This window comes from Abiotrophia defectiva ATCC 49176, assembly GCF_000160075.2.
GTDB lineage: Bacteria > Bacillota > Bacilli > Lactobacillales > Aerococcaceae > Abiotrophia > Abiotrophia defectiva.
The window spans coordinates 1,425,208-1,440,183 of sequence record NZ_KI535340.1; the positions used below are offsets into that span (position 1 = coordinate 1,425,208).

Below are 14,976 nucleotides of genomic sequence, written 5' to 3' on the forward strand. Positions count from 1 at the left end.
CTGCAAGGACACAAATATAACCTTCAAGACACTACCGAGATGAATAAGTGAAAACTTGTTCCGCTGACCCCGTTACGGTCCAAAGGCATGTTTGAATCATGCGAAGAATAGGTGGTACCACGTTTTGACACGTCCTATAATCCTCAGGGATTATAGGACGTGTTTGCTTTTATAGAGAACTATCACCAATATTACTAGGAGGGAATAATCATGGCACAAGTGAAAAGAATGAAGGGCACGGTTGATATCTTGCCAGCAGAAAGTCGAATCTGGCAGTATATAGAAGATTCAGCCCGCGCTGTTTTTGAAACCTATAATTTCCAAGAAATCCGGACTCCCTTATTTGAAGCCTATGAGCTATTTGCTCGCTCATCAGGGGATACTTCGGAGATTGTATCCAAAGAAATGTATGACTTTAAGGATAAGGGTGACCGCCATTGCGCTTTGCGTCCGGAAGGAACGGCAGGGGTTGTTCGGGCCTTTGTTGAGAACAAACTTTTTGGCCCCGAGCATGCTAAACCATACAAAGTCTACTATATGGGGTCTATGTTCCGTTATGAACGCCCTCAAGCAGGTCGACAACGTCAATTTAATCAGATTGGGGTAGAAGTCTTTGGTTCGACCAATCCGGCGACAGATGCCGAGACTATTGCGTTGGCATGGGACTTCTTCCAGGAATTGGGCATTGAAGGCTTAACTCTCTATATCAATTCCTTGGGCTCTAGCCAGGACCGGGCGCGCTATCGTCAAGCCTTGGTCGATTATTTCACACCATTGGCCGACCAGTTAAGTGCGGACTCACAACGACGCCTGACGGATAACCCTATGCGGATTTTAGATTCCAAGGCGCCAGAAGATAAGGCTCTAGTAGCCAATGCGCCAAAAATTCCGGACTACCTCAGCCCAGAAAGTAAGGATCATTTCGAAACTGTAAAGGCTATGCTAGAGGCTCTTGAGATTCCATATCTTGTGGATCCATCAGTAGTTCGTGGTTTGGATTACTATCAAGATACGATTTTTGAAATCATGGTGGATGACCAAGCCATCGGAGCTAAATCAACTATCTGTGGTGGTGGCCGTTATGATGGTCTAGTAGAGGCTCTTGGTGGACCTGCTACACCTGGTTTTGGCTTCGGGATTGGGGTAGAACGTCTCTTGCTACTTCTTAAGCAACAGGAAGTGGAAGTGCCTGAAGCTGAACCTTTGGACGTTTATGTTATGGGCTTAGGTCAGGCAAGCAATATCATGGCCTTGCGTCTAGTGCAAGCAGCTCGTAAAGAAGGCTTGTTGGCAGAGCGGGATTACCTGGATCGCAGCCTTAAGGCTCAATTCAAGCAAGCAGATAAGCTTAAAGCCCAAGTGATTTTAACGATTGGGGAAGACGAGTTAGCAGCTGGGACCGTACAAGCCAAGCATCCAACCAGTGGTAAGCAAGTTACACTGCCACTTGATCAAGTATTAGAAGATTTTATGGGGACATATCGCCAATTAACAGTGGATACCTCAGTCATTGATAAGTATTTTAAGGGGGAATTTTAATGACCACACAACGTTTATACTGTGGGCAAGTCGGCCAAGAACAAGTTGGCCAAACCATTACACTTAAAGGTTGGATACAAAAACGACGCGATCTAGGGGGCTTAATCTTTATCGACTTAAGAGACCGTGAAGGTTTCTGCCAGGTGGTGCTCAATGGCGATCACCTAGGGGATGCCATGGCTGAGGCTGAGCGTATCCGTAGCGAGTATGTCCTAGAAGTGACGGGGACGCTACAATACCGTGATGAGAAACAACGTAACGCCAAAATTCCAACGGGTGATTTTGAATTGATGGCTGAGAAGCTGACTATTCTAGCCACTTCTAAGACACCACCTATCTACTTAGACGATGAGGCTGAGATTCAAGATGATCTCCGTATGCGTCATCGCTTCTTAGACCTTCGTCGTCCACGTATGCAGGCTAACTTACGCCTCCGTCACCAAGTTACGAGCGCCATCCGTCGTTATTTAGATGATTTAGGCTTTATCGATGTTGAGACACCTTATTTAACTAAGTCTACGCCTGAAGGGGCGCGTGACTACTTGGTTGCGACTCGTGAAGCGGGTAAGTTCTTCGCCTTACCTCAATCACCTCAATTATTCAAGCAACTATTGATGGGAGCTGGCTTTGACCGTTACTATCAAATCGTGCGTTGCTTCCGTGATGAAGACTTGCGGGGTGACCGCCAACCAGAATTTACCCAGATTGACTTGGAAACTAGCTTCTTAAATCAAGCTGACATCCAAGAAATCGTGGAACAAATGCTTAAAGAAGTGGTCAAGGCCACAAGAGGTCTGGATATGACTGAAGCCTTCCCAAGCATGACCTATGCTCATGCCATGGCTCATTATGGGGTAGATAAACCAGATATTCGCTTTGACATGACCTTGAAAGATTTAAGTGACTTTGCTGCCAACTGTCAATTTTCTGTCTTTGCTAACACGGTCAAAGAGGGTGGCCAAGTTAAGGCAATTAACCTCAAGGGGCAAGCCGATGCCTACACCCGTAAGACCGCGGATGCTTTAGTAGAAGTAGTCAAGCCATATGGCGCCAAAGGCCTTGCCTGGTTGAAAGTAACCGAAGAAGGCTTGAACGGTCCTATTGCTAAGTTCTTTGCTGAACCAGCTGACACACAAGCTATTCTTGACTTAACCCAGGGGGAACCTGGTGATATTCTCTTCTTCGTAGCGGATAAACCTCAAGTGGTTGCTGCCGCTCTGGGTGAGTTACGGGTTAACCTAGCCAAAGCTCATCAACTCTTTGATGAGGATGCCTTGGCCTTTGTCTGGATTACGGACTGGCCGCTCTTCGAATATGACGAAGAAGCAGGACGCTACTTCGCAGCCCACCACCCATTTACTTCGCCACAAAACCTAGATTTAGAAGCCCTTAAGGCCAACCCTGATCAAGCCTTGGCGCAGGCCTATGACATCGTGCTTAACGGCTATGAAATTGGTGGGGGTTCCATCCGGATTCACACCCGTCCTATGCAAGAGCAAATGTTTGACTTGCTTGGTTTCACACCAGAAGAAGCACAAAGTCAATTTGGCTTCCTCTTGGATGCCTTAGACTACGGCTTCCCACCACATGGTGGTTTGGCGCTAGGTCTAGACCGTTTGGTCATGCTTTTAGCCAAAGAGCCAAACATCCGGGAAGTCATTGCCTTTCCTAAGAATGGTCGTGGGGTGGATACCTTTATCCAAGCTCCAAGTCATGTTGCTAGCGCTCAATTACAAGAGTTACATCTTCAAGTAGAGGCAGAATAAGCATAAAAAATGCCCTGACAGAATGTTCTGTCAGGGCATTTTGCCTTAGCTTTCATGTTTGTGTAGGTCTAGCATCTTGAGAATAATAGCAGCCGATTCTTCAATGCTGCGTTGGGAGACGTCTAGAGTTTGGCAACCGATGCGTTCGTATACTTCTTGGGCAAAGTCAAATTCTTCCTGAATACGGTCAAAAGAAGCGTACTTGGTTGGGCTGGTGATGCCATATTCCCGCATGCGGGCATCCCGGTGGCGGTTAATGACTTCAACCCGGTTGGTCAGACCGACAATCTTGTTAGGGTCTAGCTTGAAGAGGATTTCGGGTAATTCATTTTCTGGAATCAGTGGCAGGTTAGCTGCCTTATAACCTAACATGGCCAGATACATGGAGAGGGGCGTCTTACCTGTACGAGAGACACCTAGCAAAATAATATCGGCTTCTTCAAAACCTTTAGGGTCTTTACCATCGTCAAAAGACATACAGTATTCCATGGCCCGGATCTTGTCGAAGTAGCGGTCAGATAGCTCGTGTTGGGCACCAATAATCTTGCTAGGCTTCATGTTGATACGGTAGCCAATCTCGTCCACAATGGGTTGAATGAGGTTGTAGTAGGTCAGCTGGTGCTTGTTAAAAAAGCGTTCAGCATAGGCAGCCATCTCGTTATCAATCATGGTCATAAAGATTAAGCCATCATGGGCTGCTGCATCTTCTAGGGCAATATCTAAATCGTTTATATTTGAAATAAAGTTGTATTTGTGACATACTTTATGTGCAGACGGATATTGAACAAGGGATGACTGCGCAACTTTTTGAGCAGTTTCTCCAATCGCATCCGAAATAATAAAGTAGTGTAAAGTTGGACGTGTGTCTTCCATGGTGAGTCGCCTCCAATTCTTAATCACTTACATCATAGCATATCAGAAGGGGGCTTGTATATGGTTGATCATCACCATCATGATTGTCATGGGCATCATCACTGCCAGGCGCATGACCATCAGGAGACTGAGGACATGTCAGTGGATGAGATTGTTCAACGTGGCATGGCACAATTAAAAGCTGCTGGCTATAAAATGACCAAGAAGCGACAAGAAATTCTGCATTTATTCGCAGAGAATCAACGCTATCTGAGCGCTAAGTATATTCATCAGCAATTAGCCAAAGACTATCCAACCATGAGTTATAATACGACTTATCGTAATATTTATGATTTTGTAGACGAAGGCCTCTTAGAAGCAACAGAGTATAATGGTGAGCAAATGTTCCGCATCAATTGTTGGAACTGTGATCATGGTCACCACCATCATCATTTCATCTGCACTGTGTGTGGCCGGACCATCCCCTTGGATGCTTGCCCTATGGATCAGGTCAAGACTGACTTGTCCCAAGTGGAAATCGAATGGCATCGCTTTGATGTCTTTGGTAAGTGTGCGCAATGTAAAGGTAAATCATGAAAATTATGGTAATAAAACCTTAAAAAATGAAAAAAGCCTATTGAAAAATAGGTAAGAAGTAGGCTATAATAGACAAGGAATCTTATTTAGATGCTTTATCTAGGAAAGGTTACTAAAAGCTCGGAGGGAGGGAAACCCATGTCTAAAACAGTCGTTCGTGAAAACGAATCTCTAGATGACGCTCTTCGTCGCTTTAAGCGTAACGTTTCTAAAACAGGTACTTTAAGAGAGGCACGTAAACGTGAGTTTTACGAAAAACCATCTGTACGTCGTAAGAAGAAATCAGAAGCAGCTCGTAAACGTAAGTTTTAATAACATTACGCTAGCTTATAAATAGCGATACATAGCGATTTAAAACACCCAATGGCTAAGGTCATTGGGTGTTTTACTTTACTTGCAAATTTAGCCTGAAAAGGGGATAATAATAACATCATTAGGACAAGGTGGGATGATCATGAATCAACAAGTAGCGGATTTTTGCCAACGTTATTTTACAGACCGTCGTGGCAGTAACTGTAAGAAATGGGACTTAAGTCAAGAGCTTTTTGGGGCCCCTGATTTACTAGGTATGTGGATTGCCGATATGGAGTTTAAGGTGCCTGAAGCAGTCCAAAAGGTTTTACATGAGCGAGTAGACCATGGTGTTTTTGGTTATTCCTATCCTTGCCCTGAATACTATCAAGCCTATATCAAGTGGCAGCAAGAAAGAGCTGGCGTTGAGATTGAGCCTGACTGGGTTCGCTTTTCACCCGGAGTTGTCAGCAGCTTTTATTGGCTAGTTCAAATTTTGACTCAGCCGGGTGATGGGGTCATGATTATGACGCCTGTTTATCCACCTTTCCATGGCGCTGCCAAAGACACGGGCCGTAAATTAGTGGATTATCAGTTGCAATTGCGTCATAACCGCTATGAAATTGACTTCAATGCCTTGGAGCAACAAATTGTAGCGGAAGAGGTTAAGCTACTCATTCATTGCTCTCCACACAATCCAACGGGTCGTCTCTGGAGCCTAGAAGAGTTGGAACAACTCCTAGCCATTTGCCGTCGTCATCATGTTTATCTTATTTCTGATGAAATCCATCAAGACTTTGTAGCGGCAGGCAACCAGTTTGTATCTGTCTTGGATGACCGGTTAAGCGCCTATCGTGACCTAGTTATTGTTTTAAACTCACCATCTAAGACCTTTAACTTAGCGGGCCTGCTCAATTCGCATGTGGTTATTCCAGATGAAAAATTGCGTCAAGTATACGACCGAGGCGTGGCACCTTATCAGCAAGCCAGTCACTCGCTGATGGGATTATTAGCCACACAAGCGGCCTATGAATCAGGTAGCCAGTGGTTAGAAGGTCTTAATGCAACAGTGGATTACAATGATGACTACTTACGCCGAACCCTATTAGCTGCCTTCCCAGATTTGGTGATACCGGAACGTCAAGCCACCTATGTGACTTTTATTGATTTTGGCGCTTATTTGCCAGCAAGCCAGATTAAGGACTTCATGATTCATGAAGCAGGGCTAGCGGTTAACTTTGGGGTGACCTTTGGCCGTCAAACTGCCACCTTCGTTCGTCTCAACTGTGCTACCCATCCAGATTTTGTGGCGGAGGCTGCAGACCGCATCATTTCAGCTTTGAATAAACGATTAAACCAAGAGTAAAGGAGTTTACTTATGTCAATCCAACGTATTATCTCAGACAAATTACCTAAAGCAGTTGGACCCTATTCGCATGCTAGTTACGTCAATGGTTGGCTCTATGCCTCAGGTCAATTGCCAATCGACCCTGTGTCGGGTAATATGCCAGCTACTATTGGGGATCAAACCCATCAAGTCTTTGCCAATCTCAAGGCCTTATTGGCTGAAAAGGGTATGACCTTTGATCATGTAGTTAAGACGACCGTCTTTCTCAATGATATTTCCGACTTCGCGACAGTCAATGGGGTCTATGGCCAATACTTTAGCCAAGAACATTATCCAGCCCGCTCAGCCTTTCAAGTTGGGAAACTTCCACTCAATGCTGGTATTGAAATCGAATTGGTAGCCTATAAGGAGGAAGCCTAATGACTTTAACAGAACGGATTAACCAAGATATTAAAACTGCCATGAAGGCCAAGGACAAAGACAGCCTTAAGGTCTTACGCATGCTCAAGGCAGCGCTCCAGAAAGAGGCGCTAGAACAGCCTGAGCCACTTAGTCAAGACCAAGAGATTACCATTATTTCTCGGGAACTCAAGCAACGCCGTGATTCCTTAGCTGAATTTGAGAAGGCGGGACGCGAGGATTTGGTGTCGGCAACCCAGGATGAAATTGTCATTGTCCAAAAATACCTGCCAGAACAGCTAAGTCCTGAAGCTTTAGAGGCTAAGGTTCGCGAGATTATGGCGCAAGTAGGGGCCACTAGTAAGGCCGACTTTGGTAAGGTCATGGGTTTAGCTGCTAGCAGCCTTAAGGGTCAAGCTGAAGGTAAGGCCATCAATGAGACAGTTAAACGTCTCTTAGGCTAACTTATACACAACAGGAGCTAGGCTCCTGTTTTTCTTTTAGACGGAGAAAATGTCACAAATCATGACTTTTAGAGCAAGACAAGGTATAATAGAATCAGCCTAGTGTGTCCACTAGTAACTAGCCTGACGTCGTCTGAGACGTGAAGAAAAGAGGGATTGCTTATGACGGAACAACACCCATATAGTCAGACATTAATTATTTCCAATCCGGATTGGCTTTTAGCCATTTTGGGCAATCAAGATCACCATATACAATTACTTGAAGAACACTTTGAAGTGCTGATCACGACGCGTGGTGAGCAATTAACCATTACGGGGCGTCAAGCAGCTGTTGAATTAACTTTAGAGGTAGTTAACCAATTAGTGCAGTTGCTAGAACGCCATATTACACCGCACACTATGGATATCGTGACGGCGATTAAGATGGCCCAGAATAATACCTTGGATTATTTCCTCAATCTCTATGAGGAAGTCATTGGCCGTGCTGCAGATGGTCGGGCTATCCGGGTCAAGAACTTTGGTCAGTTACAATATACACGCGCTATCGCCAAACAGGACGTGGTCTTCGGCATTGGGCCTGCAGGGACAGGTAAGACCTTCTTAGCCGTGGTACTAGCGGTTCAAGCCTTGAAGGAAGGGCGTGTTAAGAAGATTATCCTAACTCGACCAGCAGTAGAAGCTGGGGAAAGCTTAGGTTTCTTGCCTGGTGACCTTAAGGAAAAGGTCGACCCTTATTTGCGACCGGTTTATGATGCCCTCTACACCATCTATGGAGCGGAGCAAACCAACCGCCTGATGGAACGTGGCGTTATTGAGATTGCACCTTTGGCCTATATGCGGGGCCGTACCTTGGATGATGCCTTTGTTATCTTAGATGAGGCTCAAAATACCACCATTGCCCAAATGAAAATGTTCCTTACCCGTTTAGGCTTCGGCTCTAAGATGATTATTAATGGGGATAGAACGCAAATCGACTTGCCAAAAGGGGTAAAATCAGGTTTGGTTGATGCTCAAAGTAAGCTTAAGGGCATTGATCGCATCCAATTTGTGACCTTTGACGCCTTTGATGTGGTGCGTCACCCTGTAGTGGCCGATATTATCAAGGCTTACAGTCGCAAGTTGCCCGATGAGAACATGGGCGAAGTGTAGGTGATGGCCATGAATCGTCGATTAGAGCGGCTTCAAGCCAAGATGGGTCTTAGCTACCAAATAATGGTTGGCCTGATTCTGGCTCTTTGGCTTTTGCTTTTAGGCTATTCCAGTGTCCAACCCAGAACCTATAATTTCACCCTCAATCGCGTGGCCGATATTACTGTTCGGGCGCCTAAGACAGTAGAAGATAGTGAGCGTACGGAAGAACTTCGCCAACATGCGCGGAGTCGAGTCTCTGATGTGCGCCTCTATTCTCCTGAGGTTAAAAACCAGCAGGTTGATTTATTGAATCAGTATTTTGCCTTTGTTAAAAGTGTCAGACAGAAAGACTATCGTGCCAGCGATCTCGAAGCGGCTGCACGTGCTCAAGCTTGGTCTGATACTGACATTGAGACCTTAAAGGCATCCTTTACTAGCACGAGTCAACGGCTCTATTGGACGCAATTAACTGAGGCTGAGCGGCTCTTACTCTATAATCAGAGTCTGAAGCAAGGCTCCGTCGCCCTCATGAGCTTGAATGAATCCTTGCCAGATAATGCCCGTAATCTCTGGCTATCAGTCGATGATAAGCAGTTTGAATCTATGTCCACTTATGTCGTTGATCTCTTGAGTCAAACCTTAAGTCAGGAGATTGAACCTGCTAATACTACGGCCAACCTCAGCAAGTTGCGGGCCAGTCTTCGCGAGGCAGGGCAGTATAGTCAATATCAATCAGCCCTGGTAGATTTCATTCAGCCCTTGATTGTGCCAACCTTGGTCTACAATCAGGAAGAAACCAATCGCTTAAAAGAAGAAGCGGCAGCTGCTGTTCAGCCTGCTTATATTCTGCAAGGTCAAATTATTGTCCAAGAAGGCCACGTCATTGACTCAACAGTTTTGCGCCAACTTAAACTCTTTGGTTACTTGGACGCTAGTGTAGGGCGCTATAATGCTTATATCTTCTACGGTTTGATTATTGCTCACTTTTTCTTGCTCCTTGGTCTTAATACCCAAGGCTTCCGTTTCAAGCAAGCGCCAAGTGCCAAGCGGCAAATGGCTATGACCATCTATGCACTGGCCTTTGGGGGGCTCTTCGCCGTCTTGAAGGCTCTCGAAGTCCTTCAAGTAGGGGGCTTTGCCTGGGCAACGCTCTTGTTACCCATTAGTCTCTGGCCACTACTTGTAGTGCCCAAAACTAGTATGCGTGATGGCTTAATTGGTTTGGTATCTTTCAATGTGATGGCACTGTTCGTCTTAAGCGATATCTTTAATATTTTGGAAAGTCTCATGCCCTTGGTCTTTTATTGTTTCACTGGTTTAATCGGTATGATTTTGGTAAATGCCAAGGTTTGGTTAGGGCGTAAACGACGTTTTGTGCCAGCCTATATTGGCCTACAGTTATTGACCATTCTACCTTTATTGCTGGGCTTCAACATGGATTTAACAACCTTCCAAGGTCGACGTATGGCAGGACTAATGTTGGCTAATATCTTGATGACAATCATTTTTTACTTGTCCTTGTCTCCTTACTGGGAGCGCCTCTTTAATCCTAGCGCCGAATTGAGCCTACAGCAGCTAGCCAATCTTAATCATCCCTTGCTTAAGGACTTGATTGAGAAGGCACCAGGTACCTACCACCACAGCATGATGGTAGCTAATTTGAGTGCCAATGCGGTTGAAGCCATTGGTGGAGATTCCCTTCTCACACGGGTGGCTAGCTATTACCATGATGTGGGCAAGACACTGCATCCACTCTTTTTCGTTGAGAATTTGCCTGCAGGCGTTGAAAATCCACATAAAATGATTAAGCCAATTGAAAGTGCCCAGATTATCACAGATCACGTGACCGCTGGGGTAAAAATTATGGAGGCTCATGATTTGCCTGCTTCCATTCAGGATATTTGCTGGCAACATCATGGGACCACACTGGTCCAATACTTCTACTATCAGGCCCAACAGGAAGGGCATCCTGTCAATCAGGCAGATTTCCGCTATCCTGGTCCTAAGCCACGGACCAAGGAGGCTGCCGTTATCATGATTGCTGACTCGGTTGAAGCGGCCAGCCGTAGCCTCAAGGAGTATAGCCAAGCAAGTATCGAAGGACTTGTAGGTGCTATTATCCAAGGGAAAGTGGCGGACGATCAGTTTTCTGAATGTGACTTAACCGTTAATGAATTAAAAATCGTACAAGCGTCTCTGATTCAAGGCGTCGCAAGTATGTATCACACCCGTATAGAATATCCTAAGTAGATCATTTGGGATTAGAAAGGACATTTATGTTAGTTGATATTATCGATGACCAAGCCTATCTTGCAGCAGGTCAAGAAAAATTGCTTCATGAGGTCATTGAAGCTGCTGCCAAGTATCTAAAATTACCAGGGGGGATTGAATTAGATCTTTCCATCGTCTCTAATGAAGAAATCCAAGCGCTTAACCGAGACTACCGTGGTTTAGACAAACCGACGGATGTTTTGAGCTTTGCCTTGACTGAAGTATCCAGTGAGTATGATGTAGACTTTGCTCATTTAGACCTTGCTGAGGAAGCGGAAGAGACAGAAGATTTAGAGGAGACTGAGTTTGAGGAAGAAGAAGCTATTCCTCAACACTTGGGAGATATCATCATTTCTTACCCTCGTGCTCAAGAACAGGCACAGGACTATGGGCACAGCCTAGACCGTGAACTGGCTTTTCTAGCAGTTCATGGCTTCCTTCATCTCAATGGTTATGACCATCAGACAGAAGAAGAAGCGCAGGAAATGTTTAGAATCCAAGAAGAGGTGTTGACGACTTATGGTCTCACGCGATAAACAGCCCTATAAGCATCATGCTAATCCAAGCATTTTGGCTTCCTTCCGGGCTTCATTGTCCGGTTTGGGCTATGCCTTAGCCAATGAACGTAATCTTAAGGTGCATGCAGGGGTGACAGTCTTAGTCCTCATCATAGCTGGTCTACTTGGCGTCAATGCCATTGAGGCCTGTCTCTTGCTACTTGTAACTGGCTTAGTCTGGTGTATGGAATTGGTCAATAGTGCCATTGAAGCCACCGTTGATTTGGTAGTAGGGGAGCAATTGCATCCCTTGGCCAAGGTAGCTAAGGACGTTGCGGCGGCAGCAGTTGTCATTGCGGCCCTAGTAGCGGTTAGTGTCGGGCTCCTAGTCCTAGGGCCAAAAGCCTGGCAAGTTTTGGCTACTTTGCTTGGTCTTACTTAGTTATAGAGAAAGAGAGTGTGAAACGTGAGTAAAGAAGCATTCAAATCGGGGTTTGTAGCCATTATTGGTCGTCCTAATGTGGGTAAGTCAACCTTGCTGAACCGTTTTGTGGGGCAGAAGATTGCTATTATGTCCGATAAAGCTCAGACCACTCGGAATCGAATCCAGGGGGTCTTAACAACTGACCAGGCTCAAATTGTTTTCATCGATACACCGGGTATTCATAAGCCTAAACATGCCTTAGGTGATTTCATGGTCAACACGGCTTATAGCGCCCTCAAAGGGGTAGATGCCGTCTTGTTTGTGGTCAATGCTGCCGAAAAGATGGGGCCTGGTGACCGTTTAATTATGGAGCGTATTCAAAACGTTAAGGTACCTGTTTTTTTAGTCATCAATAAGATTGACTTAGTCAAACCTGATGATTTACTGCCTATTATTGAAGGCTATCAAGCAGTCAGAAGCTTTGACCAAGTCTTTCCAATTTCGGCTACTCAAGGTAACAATGTACCGGAATTGGTGGCTAAGTTGCAAGAAGCCCTACCGGAAGGACCTAAGTACTATCCTGATAGTCAGATTATGGACCATCCCGAATATTTCGTTGTGGCTGAATTTATCCGTGAAAAAATCTTATTGTTAACCCAAGAAGAGATTCCTCATTCCGTTGCCGTTCAAGTTCAAAGCATGCAACGCAACGAGAATGGCAAGATTGAAGTTCAAGCTTCTATTATTGTCGAACGCAAGAGCCAAAAGGGAATTATCATTGGGGCTGGAGGTCAAATGATTAAGAAAATCGGCCAATTGGCCCGGCGTGATATTGAACAATTATTGGATGACAAGGTTTATTTAGATTTGTGGGTCAAGGTTCAAAAGAATTGGCGCGATCGTCAAACCAATCTGAGTGACTTTGGCTATCGTCCAGATAACTACTAGACAGATGAATTAAGAAGGGAGGAGGGGGCATGAATGAACGATTTGAGGGCATTGTCCTCTTCAAGCGCCCTCACCGCGAACATGATGGCTTGGTTAAAATCTTCACCCAAGAGTTTGGGACCAAGATGTTCTTTGTTCGCGGTCTTTACCGGGGCCATCATCGGCTGACAAGCGCCTGCCTTCCTATGACCCATCATGCCTATATTGGTGACATTCAAGATGAAGGGCTCTCTTTTCTGAAAGAAAGTCAGCCGATTCAGCTCTTCCAAGCTCTGCAACAGGATATGCTACTTCAGGCTTATGGCATTTATGTCCTACAACTAGTAGATGCCGCACTGGAAGATAATCAAGCCAATCCCAAAGTCTATCAGCTTCTCTTACAAGTGCTAGAGGCCTTAAACCAAGGCTTAACCGCTCAAGTCATTGTGGCTTATCTTGAGATTCATTTACTGCCTATCTTTGGCATTCATATTCAGTGGGCTTCTTGTGCCACATGTCAAACCAATGATCGACCGCTAAGGTTCAGCCTTAAGCGTCAAGCCGTCTTGTGTGACCGCCATGCCTTTTTGGATGTTCATTGCCTACCTGTTTCCAGTCGAGCAGTACACGTGGCCCGACGTCTATCCCAAGTGGATTTGAAACAAATCCAGAACATTAACTTAAGTGATCAGACGCTTAAGGATCTGCGAACACTCATGGATGCTATCTATCAAGAATATGTCGGTATTCGTCTCAAGAGTAAATCCTATTTGGATCAGATTAGCCAGTTGGAGTGGCCTAGTGCTTAGTTTAGCCTTTTCCATCCTAAAATTGGTGATCAACTTATAACAAATATCCTAGGTTCGAGTCAGTTAGCAATGCCCTAAAAGTTTAAGAATTAGGAAATCAGGTGAATAATTCGCCTTTTCGTGGTAAAATAGGTGGAGACAAATTTCAATTAGCAAAAAATGCTAGGGGAGGTTCCATGAAAAACATCAAAACCAATGCCCTCGCGAATTTCTTAGTGCGATTTGCGAACGTAGTGGTGCCTGTCCTCACAGGAACCTATATTAACCGGGTCTTCCAAAACTCGGTAGAATATAACTACTTTAATGCTGGCGACACGCTGATGAACATTTTCTTACCATTTGCCTCTTTAGGGGTTTATTATTTTGGTGTCCGCCAAATTAGTAAGGTCAAGCATGATCGTGATCAGGTCAATTACTTCTTCTCGAGCCTGTTCTACATTACGGTTATTTCATCCATCCTAACGACGCTATTCTATGTGGGCTATGTCTATGCGACCGTTCACCAGAAGAGTCAGTTGGCAATTTACTTAGTTTTGGGAAGTCAGATTCTATCTAGCTTCCTCTATATTGAGTGGATGGTGGAGGCCTTCGAGAATTATCGCTTTATCTTAATTAAGACCATCATCTTGCGGATTATTATGATTGTGGCGCTCTTTGGATTTGTTAGAACAGCCGAGGATATTATCATTTATGCAATGGTCATGTCTGGCGCTCAAATTCTCAACTATCTCTTCGGTTTTGTCTGGATTAAGCGTCAAGTCAAGCTAGTCAAGGTCAAGGTTAAAGACATGCTGTCCATGATTCTGCCTTTAATTAGTTTGCTACTTATGTCCAGTGCTGTGACCCTATATACGGCTTTGGACAAGCTCTTCCTATCCTATACAGATTCAGAGGATGCCGTCAGCCTTTATAGCCAAGGCCAAAAAATTTCAACTATGATCGCGACTCTGATTAGTAGTCCGATTTCGGTGAGTATCCCGCGCTTAGGGTACTACCTAGGCCAGAATAACCGTCAAGCCTATGACAACCTAGTCTATAAAGGGGCACGTCTCTTTGCCTTCTTGATTGCGCCAATTAGTTTAGGGCTCTTCATAACAGGCGATTATGCTGTCTTGCTTTATGGTGGGGGCGCCTATATGGGAGCCGCGACTGTAACAGCTATCTTCGGGATTCGGAGTATTACTTGGTCTATTGAGACCCTTCTCGCTAATCAGATTATCTTCATTCATGGCTATGAACGGAGTTTGACCCTTTATTATTTCGCCTGTGGCTTACTCAACCTAGCCTTCAAGTTCCTACTCCTTAATATGCATTTCTCATCTCCAGAAATCTATATCTTAACCACTTGGTTGTCAGAAGGAGTCCTAATTGCTCTCGAAATCTACTTTATCAAACGTCATGGCTTAATTAAGTTAAAACCTGTGATTGGCAGTTTCTTACGCTATGGGCTGATTGCTGCAGGGTTTATCCCAATCAGCATAGTGGTTAACGCACTATCTCCAGTGCGAATGACGCATTTAAACTTCGCCGTCTTAGTAAACCTTGCAATTCTAATGACCTTATGCGGGGTGTATTACATTGCAGCCCTTTGGTTACTTAAGGATCCAGTGCTGACCGGTATGGTAGAAGCAGTCGGCAATAAATTAAGAAGAAGGGGATAG

The 14,976-nt window shown here is 45.0% G+C and carries 15 protein-coding genes; 14 read left to right on the plus strand and 1 reads right to left on the minus strand.

Translation table 11 applies throughout. The annotated features are described in order from the left end of the window. Window positions 1–210: 210 nt before the first annotated feature. Together hisS and aspS are read left to right on the plus strand one after the other, a co-directional pair. Entirely contained in the window at window positions 211–1,539 is a 1,329-nt protein-coding gene (hisS, locus tag GCWU000182_RS06575; protein WP_023392028.1) for a histidine--tRNA ligase, read from the plus strand. Beyond that, a complete protein-coding gene (gene aspS / locus GCWU000182_RS06580) occupies window positions 1,539–3,305 on the plus strand; it encodes an aspartate--tRNA ligase (protein ID WP_023392029.1) in 1,767 nt (588 codons plus the stop codon). The genes hisS and aspS overlap by 1 nt, the downstream gene beginning before the upstream one ends. Before the next feature lie 45 nt (window positions 3,306–3,350). Here the strand turns inward: aspS and GCWU000182_RS06585 are convergent, their stop codons facing one another. Then, the gene (locus tag GCWU000182_RS06585) at window positions 3,351–4,178 is read right to left on the minus strand and encodes a pyruvate, water dikinase regulatory protein (protein ID WP_023392030.1); all 828 of its coding nucleotides are present in this window, start codon (window positions 4,176–4,178) and stop codon (window positions 3,351–3,353) included. Window positions 4,179–4,238: 60 nt separating this feature from the next. On the opposite strand from GCWU000182_RS06585, the gene GCWU000182_RS06590 reads away from it, so the two are divergent. The 12 genes from GCWU000182_RS06590 (at window position 4,239) to GCWU000182_RS06645 (ending at window position 14,976) form a co-directional block, all read left to right on the plus strand. Then, a complete protein-coding gene (locus GCWU000182_RS06590) occupies window positions 4,239–4,754 on the plus strand; it encodes a Fur family transcriptional regulator (protein WP_023392031.1) in 516 nt (171 codons plus the stop codon). A 138-nt stretch (window positions 4,755–4,892) separates the two neighbouring features. Further along, complete coding sequence (gene rpsU / locus GCWU000182_RS06595; RefSeq protein WP_035364261.1) at window positions 4,893–5,066, plus strand: 30S ribosomal protein S21; 174 nt, start codon at window positions 4,893–4,895, stop codon at window positions 5,064–5,066. 142 nt (window positions 5,067–5,208) lie between these two features. After that, window positions 5,209–6,411, plus strand: coding sequence for a MalY/PatB family protein (locus GCWU000182_RS06600; RefSeq protein WP_035364263.1), 1,203 nt, complete (start codon window positions 5,209–5,211; stop codon window positions 6,409–6,411). A 12-nt stretch (window positions 6,412–6,423) separates the two neighbouring features. Further along, the gene (locus tag GCWU000182_RS06605) at window positions 6,424–6,813 is read left to right on the plus strand and encodes a Rid family detoxifying hydrolase (RefSeq protein WP_023392034.1); all 390 of its coding nucleotides are present in this window, start codon (window positions 6,424–6,426) and stop codon (window positions 6,811–6,813) included. Then, window positions 6,813–7,256 (plus strand): GatB/YqeY domain-containing protein, encoded by a 444-nt coding sequence (locus GCWU000182_RS06610; protein WP_023392035.1) that lies wholly within the window; start codon window positions 6,813–6,815, stop codon window positions 7,254–7,256. The genes GCWU000182_RS06605 and GCWU000182_RS06610 overlap by 1 nt, the downstream gene beginning before the upstream one ends. Window positions 7,257–7,418: 162 nt before the next feature. After that, window positions 7,419–8,405, plus strand: a complete 987-nt coding sequence (locus GCWU000182_RS06615) for a PhoH family protein (RefSeq protein WP_023392036.1) — start codon at window positions 7,419–7,421, stop codon at window positions 8,403–8,405. A gap of 9 nt (window positions 8,406–8,414) precedes the next feature. Then, on the plus strand, window positions 8,415–10,637 hold the full coding sequence (locus tag GCWU000182_RS06620; protein WP_035364266.1) for an HD family phosphohydrolase: 2,223 nt from the start codon (window positions 8,415–8,417) through the stop codon (window positions 10,635–10,637). A gap of 26 nt (window positions 10,638–10,663) precedes the next feature. Further along, window positions 10,664–11,194: an rRNA maturation RNase YbeY gene (gene ybeY, locus GCWU000182_RS06625; protein WP_023392038.1), complete on the plus strand. Its 531-nt coding sequence runs from the start codon at window positions 10,664–10,666 to the stop codon at window positions 11,192–11,194. Further along, window positions 11,178–11,597, plus strand: a complete 420-nt coding sequence (locus GCWU000182_RS06630; protein ID WP_023392039.1) for a diacylglycerol kinase family protein — start codon at window positions 11,178–11,180, stop codon at window positions 11,595–11,597. Before ybeY ends, GCWU000182_RS06630 begins: the two co-directional genes overlap by 17 nt. A 24-nt stretch (window positions 11,598–11,621) precedes the next feature. Further along, window positions 11,622–12,527 (plus strand): GTPase Era, encoded by a 906-nt coding sequence (gene era, locus GCWU000182_RS06635; protein WP_023392040.1) that lies wholly within the window; start codon window positions 11,622–11,624, stop codon window positions 12,525–12,527. 29 nt (window positions 12,528–12,556) lie between these two features. Then, complete coding sequence (gene recO, locus GCWU000182_RS06640) at window positions 12,557–13,315, plus strand: DNA repair protein RecO (protein WP_035364270.1); 759 nt, start codon at window positions 12,557–12,559, stop codon at window positions 13,313–13,315. 176 nt (window positions 13,316–13,491) lie between these two features. Further along, window positions 13,492–14,976, plus strand: a complete 1,485-nt coding sequence (locus GCWU000182_RS06645) for an oligosaccharide flippase family protein (protein WP_035364272.1) — start codon at window positions 13,492–13,494, stop codon at window positions 14,974–14,976.